Source organism: Bacillus sp. LUNF1 (genome assembly GCF_011008975.1).
Taxonomy (GTDB): domain Bacteria; phylum Bacillota; class Bacilli; order Bacillales; family Bacillaceae; genus Bacillus; species Bacillus velezensis.
This window is the reverse complement of record NZ_CP048876.1, coordinates 1,192,043-1,215,912: the sequence shown is the minus strand read 5'-3', so window position 1 is coordinate 1,215,912 and position 23,870 is coordinate 1,192,043. Positions and strand designations below refer to the sequence as shown.

The window sequence follows — 23,870 nt, the reverse complement described above, 5'->3', positions numbered from 1 at the left end:
TTCAATTTGCTTTTCTATCCGTTTCGCCCTGAACAGCAGGCAAAAAAGCCATTTGATATATTTATACACGTGCATCAAGCCTCGCTTTTGCGTCTTGAACCATTCGCTCAAGACGTTTAATGACCGGCGTTAAATCAGTGCCTGTTTTGCAGTTCGGGCAAGGGTGAAAGACAGCGCCGAAACCCGTTTCCGTCACAATGACCTTCTTCGGCCCGCACAGCTTACACATTATCTCGCCCCCTCTAATCTGTGGTTTACGTCAAATGAATTGCCATTAATGATGACTAAATAATCGCTGCACATCTCATAAATTCTTGTGCCTAAGGCTTCATCAACCTGCACCAGTCCGTCACAGGCCAGCTCGCTCGAGATAAGAACCGGCTTATGATTTAAATAGCGGTAATTCACGACGGCGTACATTTGTTCAATCTGCCAATCGGTCGCCCGGGGTTTTCCGTTCAGCGGTTTGAACAGATCGTCAATAAAAAGCACATCCGCCTGTTTCATACGGCCAAGCTTTTCATCAAGCAGATCAAAATCATTTTTTAAATCCGTAAAGCCCTCCACAAAAGGAAAATACAGCACCGGTGTCTGCTTCTGTCTCATGACATAATTGCTGAGAGCGGTCAAAAGATGGGTTTTTCCCGATCCCGGACGCCCTAAAAGGGCAATGCTGTTTTTCCGGCAGTTTTTAATCTTGTCGAAGTTTTCAACATATTCAAGGGCGCACTCATATGCGTCGACGACTGCCTGAGGCTTGCCCCGCGTGATAAATCCTTTGAAATCCAGCTTCCGAAAGGCATCTGTAATCTCACTTGCGCTGAGAATGCGCTCTGCTTTTCGTTCGGCGGCGCAGCGGCACTTAACCCACACATCCATTCCCAGCTGGTTTTTGAGATAACCGCCCTGATCTTTACAGAGCGGACAGTCAAAGCGGCTTTCGCCTGATTCTTCCGGTCTGTCCGCCAGTAATGGACGTTTTCCGTTTTTCAGGTCGGCCAGTATCTGCTCGATCGTTCGTTTTGTCATGTATCGTATTCCTCTCTTTTTTTGTTGTGATTGTCCTTCCCGCAATTCGTGCATTCAAGCGGTCTTCCATATACTTGGCGCAATAGCTGAAAGCCTTGATCGTTTCAGCTGAAGAGGTGCGCCGCTGTTCAAAAGCGGTAAAGCATTCGCCGAGCCATTTGATTGCTTCTTGTGCTGACGCACCGAGGGAAACAATACGGGCGATGGCCTGATAATCCCGGGGCGACGGGTATACGCTCCGCCTCTCCTGTGCAGACCTTAATCTGATAAAATGGGCGGCAATGTCGTTAATCGCTTCTTCAGCAGTATGATTTTTTGTTATATCTATTTCTCTCCGGACATTTTTGTCCCGGTGATCCGCCGATATTGTCCGGTCTGTGACTTCCGGGCGGGTCAATGTCTTTTTCTGCGTGAATCTTTTCGAGTGCTTTACTGAGACGATGAGTCCGTAAGGGGCGCGGACGGTTTTGATATATTCATGCTGTTCCAAAACCTCAAGCCACCGTCTGACGGTTTTTTCGCTGACGGCAAATACGTCGGCCATTTCTTTTGCTTTTACGGGCTTATGTCCGAGGACGATCCCCCACTTTACGCCGTCTTTTACGTGTTCCTTTGTCGTTGAGCTGATGAACCATAAAAACAGCCAAATAGCAGACCCTATTTTGTCATAATGTTCTGAATTCAATAATCCGGAATAGATGAAAAACGGGTAGCTTTTACGATTCATATTGGACGTCTCCGTTTGTCTTCAGACTTATATAGCGTTCATACTGCAATCGGTTATCAAATCGGAATACCGGTAGTCCGCAAGCGGTAAAAGATATCGAACCGCCTGCTTTTCCTAAACATCTCTGATCAGCCGGATTGCTGCTGAAACGGATGATTATCGGCTGCATCTCTCACCCTCCTGATCGATTTCTTATCGTAAATTGATACATTTTGTATCCTTATGATGTTGATTATATACGATACAGTTCGTATCATCAAGACCTTTTTGATACTTTTTTTATCATCTCTTTATTTTGATACATTTTGTATCTATAATCATAAGTAACTTAGGGTGTTGAAAAAAGAGAGGTCATTCGGATGATAGGCGGAAGATTAAAGAGTCTCAGAGGAAAGAAAACGCAGGAAGAAGTCGCAAATCATATCGGTGTCTCGCGCGCCAGATATTCTCATTATGAAAACGGCCGATCTGAACCCGATTACGACACGCTGCAAAAGCTTGCGGATTATTTCAAAGTGTCGACTGATTATTTGTTAACCGGAAAAGAACCTTCAGATGAAGACATGTTTGCCGATCCCGACTTGCAGATCGCATATCGGGACATGCAGGACTTTTCCCCGGAAAGCAAGCAGCAGGCCATTGAATTCATTAATTATTTAAAAGAAAAAGAGAAAAACCGCAGGCCGAAACATAAATAATCCGCTCTTTTCCTTTAAACTGCTTAACGTTCAGCCGATATAAAAGCTGAATGTTTATTTTTAAAAGAAAAGGGAATTGATTCAAAGTCCGATCAGGGCTTTTCTTTCTCGCTTAAAAAAGAACATATGTTCGAAAGGGTGTATTCAATTGGGCGATTTTTTAACACATCTTGAGGAATACGTCAAAAACTTATATTGCCGCATGGGAATGACCGCCCCTCTCCATATTGATATGCAGATGATTGCCAAGGAGCTTGACATTTGGATTCATTTTGAAGATACGCACAGTATGATGCTGAAGCGGGACGGCATGTACAGCATCGTCCTGAATCAAAAAAAGTCACCCGAAGAGCAATGGCAGGATTTTGCGCACGAACTGTGCCACGTGCTGAAGCATACCGGCAACCATTTTCATATGAACAAGCTGTTCAGGGAACTGCAGGAATTTCAGGCCAACCATTTTATGTACCACTTCTGTGTGCCGACCTTTATGCTGTTAAACATGGAGCTTCCCCAGCGGAGGAGCCACGCCGTCATTTTAATCGCAGCCGCTTTCCGGGTGACGGCATCATTTGCGGAAAAAAGGCTGGAGCTGTTTGAACGGCGTAAAGCAGGTATTCAATTTCAGAAGCGGCTCGCTTGTCTGTTATCCGACAAGCGGCCGAATGTGTATTATGAAAGCGGACAGACACACTTGCATGCCGCTGAGGAAAAAACGCCGTATTTTATTGAAAATTAGCGATACTCTGCCGTCAGAGTGTCAGCATTTTAAATCACAGGAAAGGTTTTTGCATCATGACGCTGTTCTCACCGTGCTGCCCGCCAAGCACTTCTTGCGCCGCATAGCTCCAGTGAATGTAAGAACGGGCCCCCCCTGTTCATTTATCATAAAAACCTGCCTTCACGGCTTCTACATACCGAAAAAACAGATCGGTTGGCGTATATTTTTCTCCCCGGCAGCCAAAATTACTGAACAGCGCGTGTCTCTGCGCCGTGCTCACTTCCAATTGCAGCCCCATTTTCCTTTTTGTCCGATTGACAATGTTGCCGGGATTTACACCTGCCAGCCGATCATTCTTCTCTGTCAGCTCGGCATCAAACCCCGCTTCACGCAGCAGATCACAAATCAGTCTTGCTTTTTCCAGATCCGCGCCCCCGACGAGTGTATTTGCCTTTTTCAGATCATGATACCCATGAAAAGCCAATGCGTAATGATGGGCGGTCACTTTTTCTAAAGCCAGGGGTTCGTCAAAGCGTGTGCTTGTCAAATGGAGAGAACGGTTATCGCACCGCTTCGTCCCTTCAAATAAGTAAATTGAGCTTTGGTCAGAAAATGCCCGCACCAGCTCACTGACACCCGGCTCAATCCTGCCGCCGTGGGGAGCGAGGACGATACATTCACTTCCCTCTTTTTCTTCATAAATAATTCTGTATTCTGATTCAGCAGCTGAAAGGGCTGCGAAATTGTCATATCGATCTTTCATGTGTAACATGCTCTCCTTTTCCAGTCAGCACCAGTTTACTCTACTCATCTGGGAATGGAAACCTTTTTATAGTATGATTTGATAGAATACGTAACAGGGGGGATATATCATGGGGTTCATCAATGGATTGCTGGGCAATGCGTCAACAATATCGACGGCTGAAGCAAAAGCAGAACTGGCCCGTATTCTGCTGGAAGGTGAGAATGTCAACGCCGCATTTAAGCTTGTCCGAGATATCATTGTCTTTACGGATAAGCGTCTTATTCTTGTTGATAAACAGGGACTCACGGGGAAGAAAACGGAGATTCAATCCATTCCGTACAAGAGCATTTCCAGATTCAGCGTAGAAACCGCCGGCCGCTTTGACCTTGATTCAGAGCTGAAAATTTGGATTTCAGGCGCGGAACTTCCCGCTGTCTCAAAGCAGTTTAAAAAAGATGAAAGCATTTATGATATTCAAAAGGCCCTTGCCGCAGTTTGTATGTAAGAAGAAACGGAAGCCCGGGGAGCTTCCGTTTTATTGATTACAGTTTTTCTTCTATTTTCGCCTTCGTTTTCGGGCCGTAAATTCCGTCTGCCGTTAATCCGCTGACGGATTGAAAACGTTTTACGGCATTTGCCGTTTTCGGGCCGTAAACGCCGTCCGCCCCATGATTTTTTGCTCCTTTATCGGGATAAAAATAAAGAGCGGATAAAGCGTTTTGCACTTGTTTTACGTTCTCCCCTTTCGTCAGCGGTTTCGTCACTTTGATCACACCGGATGGAAGCGGATAGGAAGACACAGCCTGACTTTTTGAAGAAGAACCCGTCTGAGCGAGCTTGATCACTTGTCCGACTGTAATGTGATTCGGATCGGTGATATGGTTGATGCTTTGCAGCGATTTTACGCTGACACCGTGCGATGCGGCGATTTCCGATAAGGTGTCGCCTTTTTTCACATGGTATTCAGACGCGGAATAAGAAATAGAGGCTTTTTTCGCCGGCATACTCCCGCTTAATTTCTTTTCAATCTTCGCCTTCACTTCATCCCAGCGGCCTTCAGACAAAATGCGGTGCGGGCAGTACTTTCCGTTCCAGTCCTGATGCTTTCTGATTCTGTCAATCCCCCAGCCCCGTTCTTTCAAAAGCTGCGCCGCAAACGCAATCGCCAGTTCTTCTGCGGCTCTGTACCGTTCGCCGCCTGACTTACTGTAACAGATTTCTATAGCAATCGACTTACGGTTTCCGGTACCGTTCGTGCCGTCTCCCGAATGCCAGGCATTCCGGTCCAACGGAATTCCCTGGATCACTTCTTTGTCATCAACCGCAAAATGATAGCTCGTTGATTCGCTGTTCCCCGTCATATAGCTGATTTCATTAGCGGCGGATGCGTCGTTTGCCGTGTTATGAATGGTAATATACTCCGGTGTCATCGGATTCGGACATTTTAACGCATATTTATCAGCCGATACGAGCCGTTTTTTCACTTCAATCCCCACTCTTCATCTCTCCTTATGCCTTTTTCATCAATAGGTGGCATTCGTAGGACAGATAACTTGAGCATATAGACTCTGCATTCGGATAAAAATGGAATGGATACGCATGCAAAAAATAAGACCCTTCCAAAGAAGGGTCTTTATGTTATGTTTGGTTGCGCGCGGCAATATGGAATGTGCCGTCCGCTTGGTTTTCCAAATGGCTTTCATGGCCGATCACCTGTGTAAAGCTGAACCCGACAGCAACAAGCAGCAATCCTGACAACAGTTTAGATTTCATATAGACAATCTCCTCTCTGGATTTGTTTTTGGGCGTGCACCATTTTTTCATAAAACGTGAGCGCTTTTTCAGGCTGTCCGTGTTTCATGTAAAATTTGGCAGCGTCATGCGCCAATTCTTCCACATACGGATACAGCATGTGTTCTTCCAGAAAATCAAACGTGTGCCTGACGGATGCGTTATCCATTTCCTTGCCGTATAACGCATGTAAAAATTGGAACAGATTCACAAACAATTCATCATTGTATTCGCGGGCGATACTGAGCCCGAGGCGGTATTGCTTCTCTGCTTCTGCTGTAGTGTTCTGTTTATAAAGAACCTGTGTTAATGAGTAAATAGAATGCGGAAGATTATCGAACTTTTCTGACCTGCAAATGGAAACGGATGTCTCAAAATATTCGGCTGCTTTAGAGAGGTCTCCCATTTTTTCGTAACAGTTTCCGAGATTATATAAGGCTGAACTAATAAGACGGGGATTGCCTTCTTGTTTTGCAAGATCTAAAGCAAGTTCTAAGTGGGGCAATGCTCTTTCTGGATACTGCATGTCATCATAATTCCCTGCAATAACGAATTCACATTGGATTCTGCGGACGTTGTACGTCTCATACGATTGGTACGTTTCAAGGGCTTGAACGGCATAACTCATGGAGACGTAGGTTTGTTTCAGGTTGTAAAATATCTCGGCCATTTTAAAAGCAAACTCAGCTTTCTCGATGTCATCAGAAACGAGTGCAAGGTTTTTTTCAGCCCGTTTGTAATACATCATGGCGTTTAGGAACATTTTCTGTTTAAATTCGTACATTCCTCGAAAAAAATTAAAGTAGTAATCAAGCAGTCCTGTCAGTTTATACTGGTTGCCTTCAATGTCTTCCAATAATTCTGAAAACTCAGGCTGAGAAGGGTCCTCCTTTAAGGGCTTGATGTAATCCAGCATGACACGGTGTCTGAATTCCATTAATGAATAATACAGCAGCAGATCCTGATCTTCTTCCATATCCTCGATCTCTCTCTCTACTTCACGTTTGACGCGCTCCGCCTCAAGGACGTGAAACTGCCGGATATGGGTATACCATTCATTAATTTTGAGCCCGACAAAAGAGGACGGAATAGTCTGCTTCATCCTCAATAAATCCCCCCTTTTGGAATGACCGAGATATGTCATATTTTATCATATTTGCTAGAAAAAGAAGAACGCAAAAAGACCGCAATTGTCGAATTTCGGATATCCGCAACGATTTATCTCCGTCACAAGCTTATTGCTTGTTTCTTCCGTGCCGTTGATATAGCATATCCTTGCAGCTTTTATTCTGTATTAAATGGGGGTTTTCACATGACAGCACAAAATCAATTGGTCAGCCACTTTCTGTCACATCGAAACGTGACGATTGAACTGGCGGAAAAAATCAGCCGCGAGCATTACGACTACAAACCGGCAGAGACATCAATGTCCGCTCAGGAACTTGTAAAACACATCGTTTATTCTTTTCTTATGTTTGCAAACGTCATTAACGACGGAAACGGATCAGCCATCCAGAACAAACCGAAAGAAGAAGCGGAAACAGACCTCGTCAAACTGGCGGAAGCATGTACTGAAAAAACGACAGACATCCTGTCACAGCTGACTGAAGAGCAGCTGAACCGCGAAATTGACCTGACCGCCTCTTTCGGCAGAAAAGTAACCGGCGCGGCTCTCCTTCAGCTTGCCATGGAGCATGAAATTCATCATAAAGGCAATCTTTTCGTGTATGTCAGAGAAATGGGCCACACGGAACTTCCGTTTTATCAGCAAAAATCATAATCCGGCCATCCGCCGGTCTGCGACATAACAGCAGGCTGGCGGATTTTTTTGTTCTGTATAAAATTTTCCGAAAATTTAATTGATTACCGCCTCTTAATCATATATAATCTGATAAAAATAGTAGGATTATTCAGGAGGCACACAGATGACTGTAAGCATTGTGTTTATGGGTTTCTTTGTCGGAACGCTGGTCGGATTGACGGGTGTGGGAGGAGCGGCGCTTTTGACTCCTTTACTGATCGTTTTGGGGATCAACCCCTCAATCGCCGTCGGCACTGACCTTTTATATAACTCCATCACCAAACTGTTCGGTGTCGTTTCTCATTGGAAGCAGCGCACCGTTCAATTTAAACTTGTCGGCTATTTGGCGCTCGGGAGCATTCCCAGCGCAACAGCCGCCATCGGTGTTCTTCACTTGTTTCCCGCTTTTCACCAGCATCAGGAGCAGATTATCAAACAGGCGCTCGGCTACGTACTGACCCTTGTCGCCATTTCCATTATCGCCCGCCTTTTTTTCGATAAAAAACTGCGGCCGAACCGCTGGCAGCAAAAAACGCTTGAAGAAAAGCGGACACTCATGATACTGATCGGCGTCATTTTCGGCTTCATCGTCGGCCTGACATCTATTGGGTCCGGCTCATTATTTGCGATCGCCATGTTATACCTATTCAGAATGAAAACGGCAGAAGTGGTGGGAACGGATATCGCACATGCCTTTTTGCTCGTAACGGCTGCCGGTCTGTTAAACGCAAGCTTCGGAAGCGTCGATTACCTGCTTGTATTGAATCTGTTGATCGGCTCTGTGCCGGGTGTGCTTCTCGGCAGCTTCTTTTCGCCGAAATTCTCACCGCGCCCGCTGCAGTTTGTGATGGCGGCGATTATTTTAATCAGCGGAATAAAATTAATATAAAAAAGCGTCCTTTACAGGGTCGCTTTTTTATTTAGAAAATCCACCTCAATCCAAAGCCAATGGGGTGGGAATTTCTTTATTAACTAACCTTAAGAGTGCATATAATTGTCCGGTTTTCCCTAACATCATACCAAGTCCCGAATGATCATTTCTTATTCCATTTTGCCAGCCATTTTTTAACAGATTCTCTTCAAAATGGTTAACCCATATATTAATTGTATTCTCAATCTCTTGCTTGCGATTTTTAAAGAGAGATAATTCCTTAATAGCGTGAAGTACATCTATATTCCCCATCGTTCCATGGCATAATGAGTAGCCCTGACGGTGGGAATTTCCATTCAGCAATGTGTCATCTAAAGACTCATTAATATACCCAACGTGAATACGCCCGTCTACATTCTCGTATATCCTGCTTCTTCCAAGAAGAATACCGCAAGACCCATGACACCACATTGCGGAAGAATAATCCGACTCATTTTTTCTGTTATCTCTCCATTTATTTATTTTAATATCAAAAAATTTATCTTCGTATTTGAGAGCTGATTCAATCAGTCTAAGTACTTCTCCAGATGCCTCAATATGCGCATAATATTCAGATAGTGCATAACAAATCCCAGTAATACCGTGAGAAAACCCTGCTAAAACAATATTCTCATCCGCGTCGGATTTCCAATATGCTTCATTTCTATTTTGAATCGCTCTTTTGCATATTTCTTTACAAACTGCTCTTGCCGTATCTTCCATTAATTCAGTCCGATAATACCTGCCAAGCTGAATCACAACCTTTAATATACCTGCGAGTCCGCCTATAAAATCAGTATGTGTTATTTGAGCGGTTTCCTGACGAAGTTTCTCTAAGTATGCTTTACACATACTATTCACTTCATTTTCCGAATAAAGTCCGGTACCTCTCATTTTATTAACAAAATAGATATAAGAACTTGACCCGTAAAAAGCAGAGAAATTTGTTTTATAAATACTATGCTCATATATTTGATTAATTGAATTCACTATTTTACGAAGAACCGATTTGACTTTTTCATCATTATAAATAAAATCATAAGCTGAAAAATAAAGCCCCACTCCAGCTAACCCATCGTACAGCCCAAAACTCAGCGGTCCTACGGATAAGGTGCCATTGGGAGCCGAGACTATTGATACCCATTGAAGATATTTCTCCGATTCGATTGCTTGTTTTAATATACAATCTGTTTCTATTTGAATCAGCTCTTTGATTTGTATGTCATTTTTTAAATATCCAGGTACAAAATCATCAATTTGATTTTTGTAAATAATATCCAAATTAGCCGCCGTGGAGCTTAAGGCCATATTTATCAAGCTCACTTGCTGATGCATGTCTTCTTCCGACATATTCGCTAAACGAGTTAAAACTTCTTGTTTAGCGCTTTGTTTCATAATCCCTGTATCCACCACATGTATTGAATTTGAATAAACCCTTTTTTCACTAATAGGAGCATTAAAATAGGGTATATCACCGATCATCATATCCTTGATCTCAAATGGACTGATGGAATCAAATACTTTATATTTTGTATAAGCATCCTTAATAAAAGATAAAACCCTTATCCTTTCTCCATAATCTTTTAAATACATAGGATGGAGGAGGGTTTCAAGAAATGAAGCGTAAACATATGTAGGTCTGACAATAATTCTAATAGGAGCATAATTTAAATCGCTTATAAGGTTCCGTATATATAAATCTTCTTTCAAAATAAAGTATATTCTTTTGAAACCTTCAATAAATTCTCTTTCAAATTCAAAGCATTCTGCTACTTTATTTTTGTAAACAGGAAGATTCCTTCCCCTTTTGAAGAGATATTGTTTCTTTCTCATAGAAATTTTATCTGTTTTTATATGAAGCACTTCTTCTTTTTCACCTTTTTGATTTTCTGTGTTTATCAAGCCTCCTATATTAGTCAGCCCGTTATCTTCCGGAAAACTCATATAGTTAAAAAGTGCAGATTTTAATATTGTTTTATTTACCTGTGCTGATGCCATTAAATTAACATTTTCCTTGTTCTCCTCAGAAAAAAAGAGGCTGCTTTGAAACAGAGTCTCAAGATCAACCAACACCGGTTTATCACGACATGCTATGATATTTTCAAAATGAAAATCTGACCCTTGAAAAGCATAAATAAATCCTAAATGCATTCCAAATTGGTAATAATAATTTCTTACCTGTTCAATATTATCGCACGGTTCAGACTGTACATACTCTTGCCACCCGTACTCACCTTGATTCAAGGATAAAGGTGTTTTTAAATTAGTTTGATAATACTGATTGACATAATCAATGACCTTTTCATAAAAAACATCAATTTCAAGTGAACGGGGTTTATAAACGAGTTTGTTATTTTCAAATTCAATAATAACAACACTTTTACCGCCATTATGAACATCCCCTGCATTCATATTAATCTTTCTCATTTTTCCGAACGAAAGATTGAATTTTTGTTGGATTTTTTTATAGTCATTAACCCAATGTTTAATAATAGATATAGTGAAGCGTATAAAATCAGAGGTGGATCTGGAGATTAAATCTTGCAATACAGGATAATTATTGAGTATTTCTTCAACAAATGCGGAGTTTTTCAGCCTTTCTGAGAATATATCATAATTTTTAGATTCATTTTTTTGATCAAACTCGTCAAAAGTTTGATGAAACTCATGGATAAGTGTTTTCCCCGCCAAATGGTATATTTTTTTCTTATAATTAATTAATATCGATTCAACAAGACATCCCTTATCCAGCAGACTTTCGGATGGTATTCTATCTATTTCTTTAACAATCTGAGCTTTAAAAATACTTATATAATACTGCGCAAAACCTTCGAAATAATCCTCTTCTTTAAAAAGATTTAACATAGAGTTTTCATAAACATAGTTATCCGAATTCTGTGTTTTGTTCACATTTATCACTTCCTTATATATTCTTGATTGTCTTTGACAAAAAAGAAAAAGAATATGTACGCATATACATATTCTTTTTCGGATATGTTTAGTCGTTACATGGACTGACAATAGACGCACACTTTGTCGTCGGACAGCCTGCTAAAGAGATTGGTATTGTGATGGTTGTCGGCGTTACGGTCATCGGGGTTGCATCTGATCCCCCTGCAAGGTTTTTTAATTCTTCTTCAGTCATTGGAGTCAGTGCTTGAAAATCTTTTTTCATGGTAATTCCTCCTATTGTTTGAGTTTTTATAAATTTCAGTCGTTACATGGACTGACAATAGACGCACATTTAGTTGTCGGACAGCCTGCTAAAGAGATTGGTATTGTGATAGTTGTCGGTGTTACGGTCATTGGAGTTGCTTCCGATCCCCCCGCCAATTCTTTTAATTCTTCCTCAGTCATTACTTCCAATGCTAAAAATTCTTTTTTCATTAAAAATCCCCCCGATTGTTTTTTATACTTGCCTTTGCGGACATGCGCAGCCTACTGTGATAGTTGGACAAATATGATTTGTGATTGGATATGTTGTTATTGATACTGAGTTTTGCCCTCCAACAAGCTCTTTTAATTCTTGTTCTGATGTTTCATACAACGCGCTGAAGTTCTTTTTCATATTCCATATTTCACCTCCTTTCAAGTTAATAAGTCTGCTGCAGCTGTGATTCATATTTGGTCTTAATGGTCTTTAAGTTTCCATTTTCAATCTCGTAGACAGATTCGGAGAATTCGAGCCATTCGGTTCTATGAGTAATAGAAATTACAGTGATATCCTTTTTGTAAATATTATTTAATATATTTAATTCTGTATCCTTATCCAAATTGCTTGTTCCTTCATCTATAAATAGAATTTGCGGATTTTTCGCTAATACTCTGGCTATTGAGATTCTCTGCCGCTGTCCACCTGATAAGGTAATACCGTTTTCTCCAATCATGGTATGATACCCCATGGGCATTTTTATAATATCCTCATGAATACATGCTTCTTTTGCAGCTTGTACAACTTCTTCCATTGTTATTTTTTCATTGAAATATTTTATATTATTTATAATAGTGTCATTAAACAGATTGACATCTTGAACAATATAACCTAACGTTTCTCTCAGCTTAACCATATTAACGTCCTCTATTTTGAATTCCCCGTAGCAAATTTCTCCTGCTGTTTTTTGATAAAGGCCGGCAATGATTTTAATCAAAGTAGACTTTCCGCATCCGGTTTTTCCGATTAATGTGATTTTTTCTCTCGGCCGAATCATTAAATTTATATTATTCAAAATATAATTGTTTCCGTTGTAGCTGAAATCAATATTTTTCAAGCTGATATTATGAGCGGCCGGGTTAAATAGTTCACTGCTTTTATCATTTACTTCCTCATCTTTTTCGTCCAGCACAGCTTCAACGCGGTCTACCATTTCTTCGACTAATTTAATAGACTCAAGACTGCCGATAATTGATCCAAGCGGTGACATAAACCGTCCGGCAATGTTAGAAAAAGCAATTACTGCTCCTAGCGTTAGGCCTATTGATGCTGCTGACCAAGTACCCACAATTAAAATAAGTAATGGCAAAGATAGATTGATTGCATTGGAGACCGCACCCAGTAAGGATGAATAATTCATTCTTTTTGAGAAATAATCTAGTTGATGATTAAAGTTATAATTTAATTGGCTTTCAATATTCCTTGTCTCTCCTATTGTTTTTATAAACGTCATGGATCTTAAAATTTCGATTAGCTGGCTCTGAAAATTTGATTGACTATTTATTTCCTGTTTTGTGAACATTTCAATTTTCGGAAGCAAAATTTTAGTACTCATCACCTGTATAGCTGCTCCCAATAAAACTATAAAAGATAATATCGGGGAATAAAAAAACATGACTATGAAAAATACAAATATAAGACTGATATCTAATATCAAAGTAGACGCTAACCTGGAAATGACTTCACGAATTACAGCAATGTTATGGATTCTAGTTGAAATATCCCCGGCAGTATTCGCCTCAAAAAACTTTAATGGAAGACTAAATATTTTATGAATTATTTTATCAGTCATACTCTTATTAATTTTTAATTGCAGTTTGATAATAAATTTCATTCTGATTAAGGACAGACTAAAGAATAATACGATTGAAACAATAACAATCATGAAAAGCATTGGTATGGGAAGAATTTTCTCATTCCCGTCAATAAATGAATCAATAATATATTGAGTCAAAAAAGGGGTCATTAAGTTTAATGCTTGAAAAATAAAAGTGAAACTTATGATAACCCCCAATAATTTTTTATCTTTCAAAAGATATTTTCCGATCTTTCTAAATGAAGACACATCTTTTAATGACGAAGCAGTCTTATCCTTTCTCTCAAGTTCGTTCTTTCTGATTAACATAATAGAAATGCCATTATAGAAGGTTTTGAACTCTTCTAATGTGATTGTCAGTCTGCCAGACGAAGGGTCTATAATTTTAACGTTATCTGTGCCAAATGCGTCGACAACTACAAAATGATTATGATTCCAATGAACAATTAGCGGATGGTTTTTATTTAACTCTTTAAGCTGCATTATATTGTCTGTGCGGAATGCTTTGAAATCATAATCGAATGTTTCAGAAATCTTTTTCATTTCAATTAAATCAGTGCCGTCTCTTCCGATAATTTCTTTATTTAATTTCAATTTGTTAGGATTGATTTTTATTCCCTCAGCCCTGCTCAAAACCATGGCTAAACAAGTAATACCGCAATCAAATTGATTTCTTTGAAGAATAACCGGAAGCTTTCTTTTTCTAATTTTCATAAATGTCTCCTAATGTATCTACACGTCCTATTTCAAGGTTGAGAATATTCGGCAATTCCGCGTCTGCTGCATACAGCATTCCATATACGATCCCCGCCAAACCAAGCATTAAATTAGGTGTTTCAACATCCCTTCCCACTCCGCATTGGTAGAAACCTATATTTTTGTCTTGTACACTCTCCAAAATCAAGTTTTTTCCGATATTTACAAATTGACTTTCGCCAGTCCTTTTTCCATATTCGATCAGTATTAAAGCATTTCCCATGTCTCCGTGACAGAGGCTTTGCTCTCGGCCAAAACCGTCATAAAAAATGTTAGAAACGGTTTTATTCAGATCTTTTTTGGCCACTTCGGAAATATCAGAGTGTTTTGAATCTTTCAATTCTAATCTGCTTAATAGAATTCCAGGAGATCCATGGCACCATGCAGATGTTGCAGCTTCATTTACCGTTTTTCTCAGATCAAGCCAGTTACCGTTTACTTTTTTTGAATTTTCAAAAGCAAGCCCTTTTCGGATGTACATACTTATATCTTGATGTTTTGAATGTTTCTCGAGTAATTGAAGGGCATATATCATTCCAGCGTTTCCATGGGAAAAACCCGTTAACGGCTTATTTGCAATACCTTCCCAAGTGACAAAATCCTCATCAAGAAAGATCGCTTGTTTCATTAAAAATGAACCGCATTGTTCAGCCAATGATAAAAAGAATGTATCATTCTCTATTTCAAACGAACGTATCATTACAATAAGAGCCCCCGCTGTGCCCCCGATTATATCCAATTCTTTATCATAAGGAAGCAAAGACGGAATAAGCTGAGCGATTTGTTTTGCATCCTGTTTATATTTTTCGCGCTTAGTATACATATAGAAATTCATTAAAGTATATACTATTGAAGATACTCCGGAAAAAGCACCTACAGACATACTGCTGTCTTCGTCCGGTTTCACCTCAATATCAATAAAACGAGAGACGACATCTTTCATAATTTTTTCGGCAATGTCCAGATACTTTTCTTTTTTCGTGACGCGCCATAAAGCCAGGTAGGTGAAAGCCATCCCGGAAAGCCCGTCGTAAAAGGTATCACCCATAACGGATAAGTTCCATTGAATTTCATCAACTCCAATAGGAGTAGCGTTAAGCCAAGAATACGAACTTCCTTTATCTGTGTGTGCATTGTAAGATTGATTATAAATATAAGCGGCCAATTCCTCAGCTTTTTCTATTAAGATACTTTCTTGGTTACTACTGAAAACATTTACATATTGTCCTGGTTCTTTTGTTATAAATTCTTTCAAAACAATTTGCCGATCATCCTCCGAAGCAAGCATGGACAGTTCGATAACATAGAGCTGAAACTTTAAATCGTCTTTTGATAAATTTGAAATTCGTTCTTTTACACTTTGAGCTGGTGTTTCCGGAAAGTAATTTTCAATTTTCTTATTTTTTGAGCTTAGTAAGTCTTTCTCATTCAATTTCACTTTGAAATAAGGTATATCATTATTAATTAAATCGTTGAACTCATATTTAACAATAGATTGATATTCATCTTCTTGCTTTGGTCTCTCCCATATTTTTGATAAGAAAATTTCTCTATCAATAGAGTTGTGTAAAAATCTAGGATGAAAACTTAATTCTAATAAAGCAGAATACTTTATTGTCGGTTTTGATATAAACCGAACATATATCTTGTTTTCGCTCTTTTCTATTATGCGAATCAGCTCCGAAGCATGTTTTAATATAGTCATATATGCTTTTGAAAAACCTTGCTTCAGTTCTTCGACATAATCTTTTGCATATACAAATTTATTCTCAAGCATAGGGTGATTATTAGCTGTATCAATTTCAACATAGTCTCGTTTGACCGACATTTCTGCTGTCTTTAAATTGATAAGCTGAGGAACTTTAATGATCGACTTTACTTTCCCTTTCCGGCCTATTCCGCTGATGTCGGCTTTGCCCCCAAAGAAAAAAGGAAGCAGTCCTAATGCTCTGACAGATTCATGAAGCTGTGTTTCAGCTTTTTCATAAGCGTCCATCCCGTCCTTTTTTTTCTGGTATGCAGGATGAAATAAGGATTCCAAATCAATGAGAACTGGATAGCTCCCGTTGGCAATGAGATTTTCCGAATGAAAATCAACGGCTTTCAATGCATATAACAAACCGATTTGAGCTCCTGTACGCTGATAAAAGTTTTGAATATCTTTTAGACAATTGCATGCTTTAAAAGATATAAATTCAGTCCATCCATATCCGTCTCTGCTAAGGACATTCGGAGTACTCAATTTTATATCATGATCTCTAATTTTCTCATTCAAAAATTCAATTATCTTTTTATATAATAGATCAATTTCTAAACTTCTCGGCTTATAAATAAGCTTGCCTTCATTTAATGTTATTTTAGTAACCTTTCTCCCATCAGAATGAGAATCACCCATTCCTACTTCAATGTCCCTTATTTTGACTTGTTCTGAAAAACCAAATAAAGAGAGCAGTTCAGGCTTGTCCTTTTCAAAACGCGAGATAAATTCCAATATGAATTTTTTAAATTTTCTTAGTTCGTTTCCAATCACTCTTAATAAGACTGGATATTGTTGAAAAAAGCTTTTAAGATACTCCGGACTGCACAAAAGAGTTTTATTATAATAACCATATTTTTCTTTAGGAGTCTCCCCTGCCAAAAAACCTTTTTCCCGATTCATATTCATATCCAATACAAGTGTTCTATAGGATACTTTTAAAATGATTTTTTCTAATTGATTTGAAATACTATGATGAAAAAGAGCCGGTTGTTCCAGCAGATAGTCATAAGAAGGAAACTTTGATTTTTTAAGTAGATCATTGAAGTAAGAGGACACTTTTAACGCAAAAACGTGAAACATGATTTCTTCATTTACGTCTTCTTTTTTAATAGCTTGGTGAGCGATCCCTTTTTTTAGGTTTTCGAAAACATGAACTGTAAAAGCGGATTTATGTAGGGGGGTTTGATATAAGTTTTTCACTTTATCAATTGATTGAATGGATAACACATTATTAATGCTTTCCTGGGCCATTTGAATATCATTCTTATAGATTAATTCTAAGTTTCGATCAAACAGATTCTCATTTTCATCAGATTGAGAGACAGCAGCTTTTTTTTCTTTACTTAATAGAATATTAGTTAGCGAATTCATTTAATATTCATCTCCTTTTAAAAAAGAGGGAGACAGCTGGATCTCCCAGAGCATTGGAAATCTATTTTCTTATTTTCGGATTTGTTTTAACACCAGCAAGTGTGAGTAGGGCAAAGACCGCATTCCCAAGTTAACGTACAAAGCTTACCATCATTTCCTTGAGAAATCCCCCGCTGTTCTGCGCCTCCTCCTCCGCTGAATTCATTTAAAGAAATTTCCTCAAGTTCTTCTCTTAAATCACCGGCAAAACGATACATTTTCTCATTCACTAATATTCCTCCCCTTGAGTTTTTGAAATATATTGGATTTGAATCCATATATTTCTATAAATCTATGATAAACGATCTTTTACCTATAGGCACCGAAAAGTCATATTCGGAAAAGCGCTTTTTTTTTGCGCGTTTCCGAAGTATAAGTTATAAAGAAAATCGGGATTAACTGTTCCGTTAATCCCGATTCACTTACTCATATATAGTTTTCATAGAAATTAATGAATATCGATTTGCTTTGATCAGCGCCTCTGTTCTGGATTTTACTCCGAGCTTGTTGTACACACCAGTAAGAATGTATTCAACCGCTCTTTGACTGATCAACAGCTTTGCTGATAATTCCCGGTTTGTCATTCCCTCCGCTACGCCCGCTAAGATATCTTGTTCTCTTTCATTTAAAGTAATATCTCTTATTCTATCTTCAAGCTTATCAATGTTGAACGTATTTGCTTCTGTTCTTCTTAATTGTTTAAAGAGATGAGTAGGAATAATGGTATCTCCCTCAATGACACTTTCGATTACTTTTATCATATGCTCTTCTGTTGAAGACTTACTTATGAACCCGGAAACACCAACTTCAACCAAAAGATTGAAATGGACAGAGATATCAAAACCAGTATAAATTATAATTTTTTGATCGGGACTCTCTCTAAGAATCATTTTTGACAATTCCATTCCATTTAACTCCGGCATATATAAATCAAGTAAAAGTAAGTCATACTCGTAATGCTTAAGGTGATTAAGTACTTCTTTACAGCAAGACAATATTGTTACTCCCATTTTATTGCTTTTTTCAAGAATGGCTTTTGTCCCTTGAGCAACACCAATATGATCATCAATTAATAAAATCTTTATCATGTCAGCGCTCCCTATTCATTTTTCGTACTTATTTCAAACCTTAACAGCAATCCTTCATTTACGCCTGAAGATATATTATGAATACCATTCATACAATTTATACGCTCTTTGATCCCTGTCAGTCCAAAACTGTTTGTTTTTGAATTTACTTTATTCCAATCAATGCCGATTCCATTATCTTCGTAAACAAACATAAGACTTGTTTTTTTTTGAATCATTGTCAAAACAATATAACTGGCTTTTGAGTGTTTAACAGCATTAGTAAGCAGTTCTTGAACAATCCGGTAAAAGTTTATTGTGATATCTTCTGTAAAAATAGAATCATCTTTTACATCTACAAAGAATTCAATATCAAGCTGATAGTTGCTTTTATGTTTATCAATCAGGACTTGAATGCTTCGAAGAAGTCCCATCTCCATTAAAAAAGGTGGTCTTAAATCAAAACATTTTTCTCTTATATACTGGATATTGTCCAGCAAAATTTCTCTTATGTAATAAATATCCTTGTATTTCTCAACATGATACTCTAATTCTCTGCATACAAATATCAGCTCTTGAATGATAGAGTCATGAATATCATGTGCAAGCTTGGTTCTCTCTATTTCTGAAATAGAAAATAAAACCTTAGAAAGTACAGCTGACTTACATTTATGTTGATCGTCTATGATAATTTCATCAATTTTTTTTTGAATCAACAATTTGTTCTGAAGTGCAGATGCTGTGCAGAATGCCAGCATTCGCAGCCAATCTGCTTCGTTTTCACGAATCTTTATAGGGTGTCCTTTATGTGATAAATGAATAAAAACAAATGTATCACACTTCTCCCCGATAAACAGAATTGATCCGCTGGCGGTTTCACGTATTTCTCCTATTTTAAGATTTGAAATGTTTATGTTAGGAACCTGAATGTGATTTCCTTTCAATTTTAATGTTTTTTTGTCATAGTTTATAAGAGCAATCTGCTTTCCTGAAAACACACTTTGTATTTCATTGGTTAGTTCTTTTATCAATTGATCTGCATCGGATCCCTCTTGGCATAATTCTGAAAAACGGAACAGGCTGCGAAGATATGTCTTATTTCTGTCATCATAGGTAAAGCATAAACAACTACTGCCGAATATACTTAGAACAAAAAATAGACTATACTGTTTAAACTGTAATTGGCTGCCTGTTATAAGCAAAAGCATAAATAACAATAATAAGGAGAAAACAAAAGCCCTTACAAACTGCTCAATATTAAGCTTCACCCAATTATCTTTCATTTGTAACCAAGCCCCTTACTAAGGAAAATAAGGGAATCCCTTTGAATCCCCTTAAAATGAAAAAGTTACTTTACACTTATTAAAATATAAACAGCAAAGGCAACAATGTATACCAGAAATGATCCAGTCATAAATTTTACAGGTTTTCTTGAAAAGTTTAGTACTCCTCTTAATCCGTCATTCAAAATCATTCCGAAAAAGGTAACCAGTGTAACTCCTAAAGCGAGCATTGAAATCACAAAAATAACTTGCTCCATGTATACTCATCCTCCATTTACATTCTGTTTTTTTTCGAATATACGTATAATCCTGATAAGGACACCAAAACATACAGCCCCATGATCAGTAATCCCCAAACTAAAAGAATTGAATCGGAATATCCCATATCACTTTCAAAAATTTGAATACTGAAACGATAAATAAAAGAAAAAGGAAAGACTATTGAGACATCACTTGCTAACAGTATCGTCATTATTAAAAAGGAAGCTACACCGGTTATCATGACAACCACTATATTTTTACTTAAGAAAGCAATTAAAGCTGCAATCGGGATGGTTAGCAGGCTCAAAGTAGTAGAAGTAAAAGATGTCGCTATTAATCTTAATAAGTCGCTTGCTGAGACATCTTCCCGAAAAAAGAAAAACAAGGTGGATAAGTGAATAATATGATTAACAGCTGAAATTAAAAACAAAAATAGAAAAGATGCAGCTAGCTTTGATAATATCAATTTGAATTTATGATACGGATATGACATCCAATTCAGCATTGTCCTGTTTTTAAATTCTAAATAAAAATAAAAACCTGAAAAAATAAAAATAACAGTTGGAAAAAGGATTGAATACTGATTAAAAACAAACATATAAAATTTGTTCCAATCTGTATTTTCGTTCATAGCCAAAAGACCGATTCCGTTTATGAGAAATGGCAAAAAACTTAGAAAGAAAATAACATAAATTGATTTCAGTCTTTTAAGTTTTAGAAACTCGTTACGCACTAACAGACTCATGACCTTTCTCCTTTGCCAGCAGTTTTAAATAAAGATCTTCCAAAGATAGCTTAAATCCGTCAATAGATTCCTTGTTAAATCCACAAGAATTTAATTTCTCTTTCATTTCCGACGGATGAATTACTGAAATAAACTCGAATTGCTGTTTATTCCTTGAAATAACATGATCCGCAAATTTCTCAATATCCGCCCAATTAATACCCGCTTCAGCTGGAATTTTGTATAAATAAAGATGTTGCGTATTTTTCATAAAGGCTGACTCGAAAATAATCTGCCCCTTATTCATAATAAGTAATTCATCGGCCATGAGATTAATCTCACTTAAAAGGTGACTTGAGATAACGACTGTGGTTCCATTTTTCATTACTTCTTGGATCAGCATTTCACGTACTTCTTTAATACCATATGGATCTAAACCGTTCGTCGGCTCATCCAGCAAAAGCAATGCAGGAGCATGCGCAACTGCTCTGGCAATTCCCAGCCTCTGTTTCATTCCTAATGAAGTTTGCGAAAACAGTTTATCTTTATGTTCAAAAAGTCCGACCTTTCCTAAAATCTCATTTATCTCTTCATCAGAAGCTGATCTTTTTAAATAGTTAAGATGTAATTTAATATTCTCAAAAAGAGTCAAATTTTCATAAAAGCCAGGAAATTCTATAATACTTCCGATAGACTGAATCACATCATTATTTGGATTGCGATATAAGTTATTTCCCTCAAAAATCACTTCACCTGAAGTTGGAGGAAATATGCCTAAAAGAACTTTAAGAAATGTCGTTTTTCCTGCACCGTTGGGACCTAACAAACCATATATTTTACCTTTTTCCAATGTTAAATTTATATCATGTAAAATTTCTTTCTTTTTTATAGAAACATTGATACCTTTGGATATTAAAGCTGGATCAGCCTTTCCCACTTTTCATCATTCCTTTCCGCCTTGTTCTGTTTATAATATAAACTTACGAGGTTAAAAAGAAGATATAATCAAGGTTAATTTACGTTTAAATTTCTCAACATAAAAAATACGTGAAGCCTCTACGGCTTCACGTATTCACTGCTGTTTGGATAAATAATAAAAATCGCTCCGTTTTGATTGCTCTTTATTTTATGTTCAAGTCCCATTTGTTTAAGCATCATATTAATGATCGATAAGCCAATCCCGGCGCCTTTTCTTTCAGATTTATTATTCATTCCCGGGCCCCTATCCTCAATTATGATTGCGGGTTTGTTTTCAATTAGCTTTGTCTGTACGGAAACGTATTTTCCTGAATGAGCATGGCGCAAAACATTTTGAAAAATGTTATCAAGAATTCTCTTCAGCCAAGTCTCGTCTATTTCCCATACGATGTTTTCCTTCAGATCAATATCTATTGTAAAGTGCTCTTTCTCAAAAATCGGATACCAAGCTGTTAACGAAGAACGTATTATCTTTAATATGTCACAACTCTTTTTATGAAGCGGCAATTTACCTGCGGCAAGAAGAGAAAATGATGACAAATTGTCAATCAGTTCGCCCATAAACGTTATTTTATCGTTTATGATCCCTAAAGAATGCTTTCCATTTTCACTGCTTATTTCATTCTTTAACGTAAATGTATGCCCTCTTATAACCGTAAGAGGGGTTCTTAAATCATGAGATAAATCAGCAATCAAGTTTTTTCGGATTTCGCCTTCTTCGCGCTCTTTTTGTCTGCTGTTCCTTAGTTCCTCAACCATCTGGTTGAATGAATATTCTACTTGGCCCAGTTCATCCTTCTGTTTAACTGTTACAAATTCCGGTATGCCGTCATTATCTTGTTTTTTCATATGATTCCCCAAAGAAATTAACCTTTTTTGTATTTTCGCAAAAAACATCCATGAATTAATCACAAAAAGTGAACAGACAAAAATCAAGGCGATAAACCATATATAGGAATACTTAGCTCTCATAACCTCCCATTGAGATCCTATAATTGAGCGCGGAGTTTCTAAAAATGCATATCCGCTGTCTTCACTCCCATTTACATAAGCACTCAGCAATAAATATTTCTTTTGGTTTTGTTCTATCATTTTAATCAATTCGCTAACGTGAATAACCTCACCCTTTTTGGCCAACCGTTCTGAGTTCGAAAACATCACCTTTCCCTTATCATTTATCCATACAATATCAGAGTGTTTATATTGCTTCATGTGCGGGAAAGCAGACGTAATTTCCCGATTGGATTTCCCTGAAAAATCTTCCACATCAGACTTCCAATCACTTTCCAACTTATTTGGTTCATAGTGTACTTGCCCCTGGTGATCAATCAAGTATGTTAATGTGACATAGTATAGAAAATTCACGCCTAAAAAGGCTATCGGGAAAAACAAAATTGAGGCAACGATATTAATAAGGTATTTGGTTGATAATTTCATTGTTTGATCCTGTATCCAATCCCTCTGATTGTTTCTAGAATTTCCGGCTCATTTGGATTAATCTCGATTTTTTGCCGTAAATGCCGGATATGTACCATCAACGTCTTATCCCCTTCGATATAGGGCTGTTCCCAAATATTTTCATAAATTTGTTCCTTTGTTAATATTTGATTGGGATGTCTAAGTAAAAGCAAAAAAATCCTTAACTGCTTATCAGTTAAAAATATTTCCTCATGAGTTTGATGATTTAAAATTCTTTTTTCTTTCAAGTGAACACTTAAGTGTTTTAGCTTCAATTCATGAATGGCAGTCTTGTCAAATCTTCTTAATAATACTTCGATTCGAGCAGCCAGTTCATCGGGATGAAAGGGCTTTGTCACGTAATCATCCGCAAATCCTAAGCCTTTCAGCTTATCTTCCAGACCCGTTCTGGCTGTTAAAAGCAAGAGCGGGATCTGCGGATGTGTTTTTTTCATCCTTTGACCGATTGTAAATCCGTCTAAACCGGGCATCATTATATCAAGCACGATCAGATCAGCCTTTTCTATATATGTTTCGTAATTATAGGAAGAAGTGAGCCATATAATCATATAGCCCCGATCTTCTAAATCACCCTTTACAAATTGGCCAATTTCTTGGTCATCTTCAATGTATAAAATGTTATTCATTAGGACCCCCTCTGAAATATGTGACTGAAAATCAACCTTCCATAATAATTATATATATTATAAAAATCTCCTTTATGT

General features: G+C 37.9%; 26 protein-coding genes. 5 read left to right on the top strand and 21 right to left on the bottom strand.

Annotated elements, in window-relative coordinates; translation table 11 throughout:
* Nucleotides 1-61: 61 nt before the first annotated feature.
* The 4 genes from G4O42_RS06300 to G4O42_RS19930 are packed head-to-tail and all read right to left on the bottom strand — an operon-like array spanning nt 62 to nt 1,925.
* On the bottom strand, nt 62-229 hold the full coding sequence (locus tag G4O42_RS06300; RefSeq protein ID WP_003154863.1) for a hypothetical protein: 168 nt from the start codon (nt 227-229) through the stop codon (nt 62-64).
* Nucleotides 229-1,029: an ATP-binding protein gene (locus tag G4O42_RS06295; RefSeq protein ID WP_032874573.1), complete on the bottom strand. Its 801-nt coding sequence runs from the start codon at nt 1,027-1,029 to the stop codon at nt 229-231. The genes G4O42_RS06300 and G4O42_RS06295 overlap by 1 nt, the downstream gene beginning before the upstream one ends.
* Nucleotides 929-1,756 carry a phage portal protein gene (locus G4O42_RS06290; protein ID WP_032874571.1) on the bottom strand — a complete coding sequence of 276 codons (828 nt, stop codon included), beginning with the start codon at nt 1,754-1,756 and terminating at the stop codon, nt 929-931. Before G4O42_RS06290 ends, G4O42_RS06295 begins: the two co-directional genes overlap by 101 nt.
* Complete coding sequence (locus G4O42_RS19930) at nt 1,746-1,925, bottom strand: hypothetical protein (protein ID WP_029325864.1); 180 nt, start codon at nt 1,923-1,925, stop codon at nt 1,746-1,748. The genes G4O42_RS06290 and G4O42_RS19930 overlap by 11 nt, the downstream gene beginning before the upstream one ends.
* A gap of 190 nt (nt 1,926-2,115) precedes the next feature.
* Between G4O42_RS19930 and xre the strand changes: the two genes are divergently transcribed.
* A complete protein-coding gene (xre, locus tag G4O42_RS06280) occupies nt 2,116-2,454 on the top strand; it encodes an HTH-type transcriptional regulator Xre (RefSeq protein WP_003154871.1) in 339 nt (112 codons plus the stop codon).
* A 148-nt stretch (nt 2,455-2,602) separates the two neighbouring features.
* Entirely contained in the window at nt 2,603-3,193 is a 591-nt protein-coding gene (locus G4O42_RS06275; protein ID WP_007610775.1) for an ImmA/IrrE family metallo-endopeptidase, read from the top strand.
* A 139-nt stretch (nt 3,194-3,332) separates the two neighbouring features.
* Here the strand turns inward: G4O42_RS06275 and G4O42_RS06270 are convergent, their stop codons facing one another.
* Nucleotides 3,333-3,938 (bottom strand): poly-gamma-glutamate hydrolase family protein, encoded by a 606-nt coding sequence (locus G4O42_RS06270; RefSeq protein ID WP_032874569.1) that lies wholly within the window; start codon nt 3,936-3,938, stop codon nt 3,333-3,335.
* Between the two features lie 109 nt (nt 3,939-4,047).
* On the opposite strand from G4O42_RS06270, the gene G4O42_RS06265 reads away from it, so the two are divergent.
* Nucleotides 4,048-4,425: a PH domain-containing protein gene (locus G4O42_RS06265; protein ID WP_007610770.1), complete on the top strand. Its 378-nt coding sequence runs from the start codon at nt 4,048-4,050 to the stop codon at nt 4,423-4,425.
* 37 nt (nt 4,426-4,462) lie between these two features.
* Here G4O42_RS06265 and G4O42_RS06260 read toward each other — a convergent pair whose 3' ends face one another.
* The 3 genes from G4O42_RS06260 to G4O42_RS06250 form a co-directional block, all read right to left on the bottom strand.
* On the bottom strand, nt 4,463-5,416 hold the full coding sequence (locus G4O42_RS06260; protein ID WP_032874566.1) for an N-acetylmuramoyl-L-alanine amidase: 954 nt from the start codon (nt 5,414-5,416) through the stop codon (nt 4,463-4,465).
* A 142-nt stretch (nt 5,417-5,558) separates the two neighbouring features.
* Nucleotides 5,559-5,693: a PhrA family phosphatase inhibitor gene (locus tag G4O42_RS06255; RefSeq protein WP_003154881.1), complete on the bottom strand. Its 135-nt coding sequence runs from the start codon at nt 5,691-5,693 to the stop codon at nt 5,559-5,561.
* Nucleotides 5,683-6,819 carry a Rap family tetratricopeptide repeat protein gene (locus G4O42_RS06250; protein ID WP_087920760.1) on the bottom strand — a complete coding sequence of 379 codons (1,137 nt, stop codon included), beginning with the start codon at nt 6,817-6,819 and terminating at the stop codon, nt 5,683-5,685. The genes G4O42_RS06255 and G4O42_RS06250 overlap by 11 nt, the downstream gene beginning before the upstream one ends.
* Nucleotides 6,820-7,023: 204 nt before the next feature.
* Here G4O42_RS06250 and G4O42_RS06245 point away from each other — a divergent pair, with 204 nt between their 5' ends.
* Together G4O42_RS06245 and G4O42_RS06240 are read left to right on the top strand one after the other, a co-directional pair.
* On the top strand, nt 7,024-7,491 hold the full coding sequence (locus G4O42_RS06245) for a DinB family protein (RefSeq protein WP_021494037.1): 468 nt from the start codon (nt 7,024-7,026) through the stop codon (nt 7,489-7,491).
* A 145-nt stretch (nt 7,492-7,636) separates the two neighbouring features.
* Complete coding sequence (locus G4O42_RS06240) at nt 7,637-8,401, top strand: sulfite exporter TauE/SafE family protein (protein ID WP_007610763.1); 765 nt, start codon at nt 7,637-7,639, stop codon at nt 8,399-8,401.
* Nucleotides 8,402-8,446: 45 nt separating this feature from the next.
* Here the strand turns inward: G4O42_RS06240 and G4O42_RS06235 are convergent, their stop codons facing one another.
* The 13 genes from G4O42_RS06235 to G4O42_RS06175 form a co-directional block, all read right to left on the bottom strand.
* A complete protein-coding gene (locus tag G4O42_RS06235) occupies nt 8,447-11,332 on the bottom strand; it encodes a type 2 lanthipeptide synthetase LanM family protein (protein ID WP_032874564.1) in 2,886 nt (961 codons plus the stop codon).
* Nucleotides 11,333-11,420: 88 nt separating this feature from the next.
* The gene (locus G4O42_RS06230) at nt 11,421-11,597 is read right to left on the bottom strand and encodes a class II lanthipeptide, LchA2/BrtA2 family (RefSeq protein WP_017417596.1); all 177 of its coding nucleotides are present in this window, start codon (nt 11,595-11,597) and stop codon (nt 11,421-11,423) included.
* Between the two features lie 35 nt (nt 11,598-11,632).
* Nucleotides 11,633-11,809 (bottom strand): class II lanthipeptide, LchA2/BrtA2 family, encoded by a 177-nt coding sequence (locus G4O42_RS06225; RefSeq protein WP_162859400.1) that lies wholly within the window; start codon nt 11,807-11,809, stop codon nt 11,633-11,635.
* Nucleotides 11,810-12,015: 206 nt separating this feature from the next.
* Nucleotides 12,016-14,163 carry a peptidase domain-containing ABC transporter gene (locus G4O42_RS06220; RefSeq protein ID WP_032874562.1) on the bottom strand — a complete coding sequence of 716 codons (2,148 nt, stop codon included), beginning with the start codon at nt 14,161-14,163 and terminating at the stop codon, nt 12,016-12,018.
* The gene (locus tag G4O42_RS06215) at nt 14,153-17,335 is read right to left on the bottom strand and encodes a type 2 lanthipeptide synthetase LanM family protein (RefSeq protein WP_032874560.1); all 3,183 of its coding nucleotides are present in this window, start codon (nt 17,333-17,335) and stop codon (nt 14,153-14,155) included. The genes G4O42_RS06220 and G4O42_RS06215 overlap by 11 nt, the downstream gene beginning before the upstream one ends.
* An 86-nt stretch (nt 17,336-17,421) precedes the next feature.
* Nucleotides 17,422-17,604 carry a plantaricin C family lantibiotic gene (locus G4O42_RS06210; protein ID WP_032874558.1) on the bottom strand — a complete coding sequence of 61 codons (183 nt, stop codon included), beginning with the start codon at nt 17,602-17,604 and terminating at the stop codon, nt 17,422-17,424.
* Between the two features lie 192 nt (nt 17,605-17,796).
* On the bottom strand, nt 17,797-18,462 hold the full coding sequence (locus tag G4O42_RS06205) for a response regulator (protein WP_032871259.1): 666 nt from the start codon (nt 18,460-18,462) through the stop codon (nt 17,797-17,799).
* An 11-nt stretch (nt 18,463-18,473) separates the two neighbouring features.
* Nucleotides 18,474-19,724 (bottom strand): sensor histidine kinase, encoded by a 1,251-nt coding sequence (locus G4O42_RS06200; RefSeq protein WP_032874556.1) that lies wholly within the window; start codon nt 19,722-19,724, stop codon nt 18,474-18,476.
* 65 nt (nt 19,725-19,789) lie between these two features.
* Entirely contained in the window at nt 19,790-19,981 is a 192-nt protein-coding gene (locus G4O42_RS06195; RefSeq protein ID WP_003154894.1) for a hypothetical protein, read from the bottom strand.
* A 17-nt stretch (nt 19,982-19,998) separates the two neighbouring features.
* On the bottom strand, nt 19,999-20,730 hold the full coding sequence (locus G4O42_RS06190) for an ABC transporter permease (RefSeq protein ID WP_032874554.1): 732 nt from the start codon (nt 20,728-20,730) through the stop codon (nt 19,999-20,001).
* The gene (locus tag G4O42_RS06185) at nt 20,711-21,646 is read right to left on the bottom strand and encodes an ABC transporter ATP-binding protein (protein ID WP_065465011.1); all 936 of its coding nucleotides are present in this window, start codon (nt 21,644-21,646) and stop codon (nt 20,711-20,713) included. Before G4O42_RS06185 ends, G4O42_RS06190 begins: the two co-directional genes overlap by 20 nt.
* A gap of 119 nt (nt 21,647-21,765) precedes the next feature.
* A complete protein-coding gene (locus G4O42_RS06180; RefSeq protein WP_032874552.1) occupies nt 21,766-23,124 on the bottom strand; it encodes a sensor histidine kinase in 1,359 nt (452 codons plus the stop codon).
* On the bottom strand, nt 23,121-23,792 hold the full coding sequence (locus G4O42_RS06175; RefSeq protein ID WP_032874550.1) for a response regulator transcription factor: 672 nt from the start codon (nt 23,790-23,792) through the stop codon (nt 23,121-23,123). Before G4O42_RS06175 ends, G4O42_RS06180 begins: the two co-directional genes overlap by 4 nt.
* Nucleotides 23,793-23,870 lie beyond the last annotated feature (78 nt).

Excerpts from the sequence above, each read along its gene's own strand:
- G4O42_RS06190 (WP_032874554.1), bottom strand. The coding sequence starts at position 20,730 with ATGAGTCTGTTAGTGCGTAACGAGTTTCTAAAACTTAAAAGACTGAAA.
- G4O42_RS06230 (WP_017417596.1), bottom strand. The coding sequence starts at position 11,597 with ATGAAAAAAGATTTTCAAGCACTGACTCCAATGACTGAAGAAGAATTA.
- G4O42_RS06290 (WP_032874571.1), bottom strand. The coding sequence starts at position 1,756 with ATGAATCGTAAAAGCTACCCGTTTTTCATCTATTCCGGATTATTGAAT.
- G4O42_RS06255 (WP_003154881.1), bottom strand. The coding sequence starts at position 5,693 with ATGAAATCTAAACTGTTGTCAGGATTGCTGCTTGTTGCTGTCGGGTTC.
- G4O42_RS06195 (WP_003154894.1), bottom strand. The coding sequence starts at position 19,981 with ATGGAGCAAGTTATTTTTGTGATTTCAATGCTCGCTTTAGGAGTTACA.
- G4O42_RS06180 (WP_032874552.1), bottom strand. The coding sequence starts at position 23,124 with ATGAAATTATCAACCAAATACCTTATTAATATCGTTGCCTCAATTTTG.
- G4O42_RS06295 (WP_032874573.1), bottom strand. The coding sequence starts at position 1,029 with ATGACAAAACGAACGATCGAGCAGATACTGGCCGACCTGAAAAACGGA.
- G4O42_RS06215 (WP_032874560.1), bottom strand. The coding sequence starts at position 17,335 with ATGAATTCGCTAACTAATATTCTATTAAGTAAAGAAAAAAAAGCTGCT.
- G4O42_RS06265 (WP_007610770.1), top strand. The coding sequence starts at position 4,048 with ATGGGGTTCATCAATGGATTGCTGGGCAATGCGTCAACAATATCGACG.
- G4O42_RS19930 (WP_029325864.1), bottom strand. The coding sequence starts at position 1,925 with ATGCAGCCGATAATCATCCGTTTCAGCAGCAATCCGGCTGATCAGAGA.
- G4O42_RS06220 (WP_032874562.1), bottom strand. The coding sequence starts at position 14,163 with ATGAAAATTAGAAAAAGAAAGCTTCCGGTTATTCTTCAAAGAAATCAA.
- G4O42_RS06200 (WP_032874556.1), bottom strand. The coding sequence starts at position 19,724 with ATGAAAGATAATTGGGTGAAGCTTAATATTGAGCAGTTTGTAAGGGCT.
- G4O42_RS06225 (WP_162859400.1), bottom strand. The coding sequence starts at position 11,809 with ATGAAAAAAGAATTTTTAGCATTGGAAGTAATGACTGAGGAAGAATTA.
- G4O42_RS06270 (WP_032874569.1), bottom strand. The coding sequence starts at position 3,938 with ATGAAAGATCGATATGACAATTTCGCAGCCCTTTCAGCTGCTGAATCA.
- G4O42_RS06175 (WP_032874550.1), bottom strand. The coding sequence starts at position 23,792 with ATGAATAACATTTTATACATTGAAGATGACCAAGAAATTGGCCAATTT.
- G4O42_RS06245 (WP_021494037.1), top strand. The coding sequence starts at position 7,024 with ATGACAGCACAAAATCAATTGGTCAGCCACTTTCTGTCACATCGAAAC.
- xre (WP_003154871.1), top strand. The coding sequence starts at position 2,116 with ATGATAGGCGGAAGATTAAAGAGTCTCAGAGGAAAGAAAACGCAGGAA.
- G4O42_RS06205 (WP_032871259.1), bottom strand. The coding sequence starts at position 18,462 with ATGATAAAGATTTTATTAATTGATGATCATATTGGTGTTGCTCAAGGG.
- G4O42_RS06300 (WP_003154863.1), bottom strand. The coding sequence starts at position 229 with ATGTGTAAGCTGTGCGGGCCGAAGAAGGTCATTGTGACGGAAACGGGT.
- G4O42_RS06240 (WP_007610763.1), top strand. The coding sequence starts at position 7,637 with ATGACTGTAAGCATTGTGTTTATGGGTTTCTTTGTCGGAACGCTGGTC.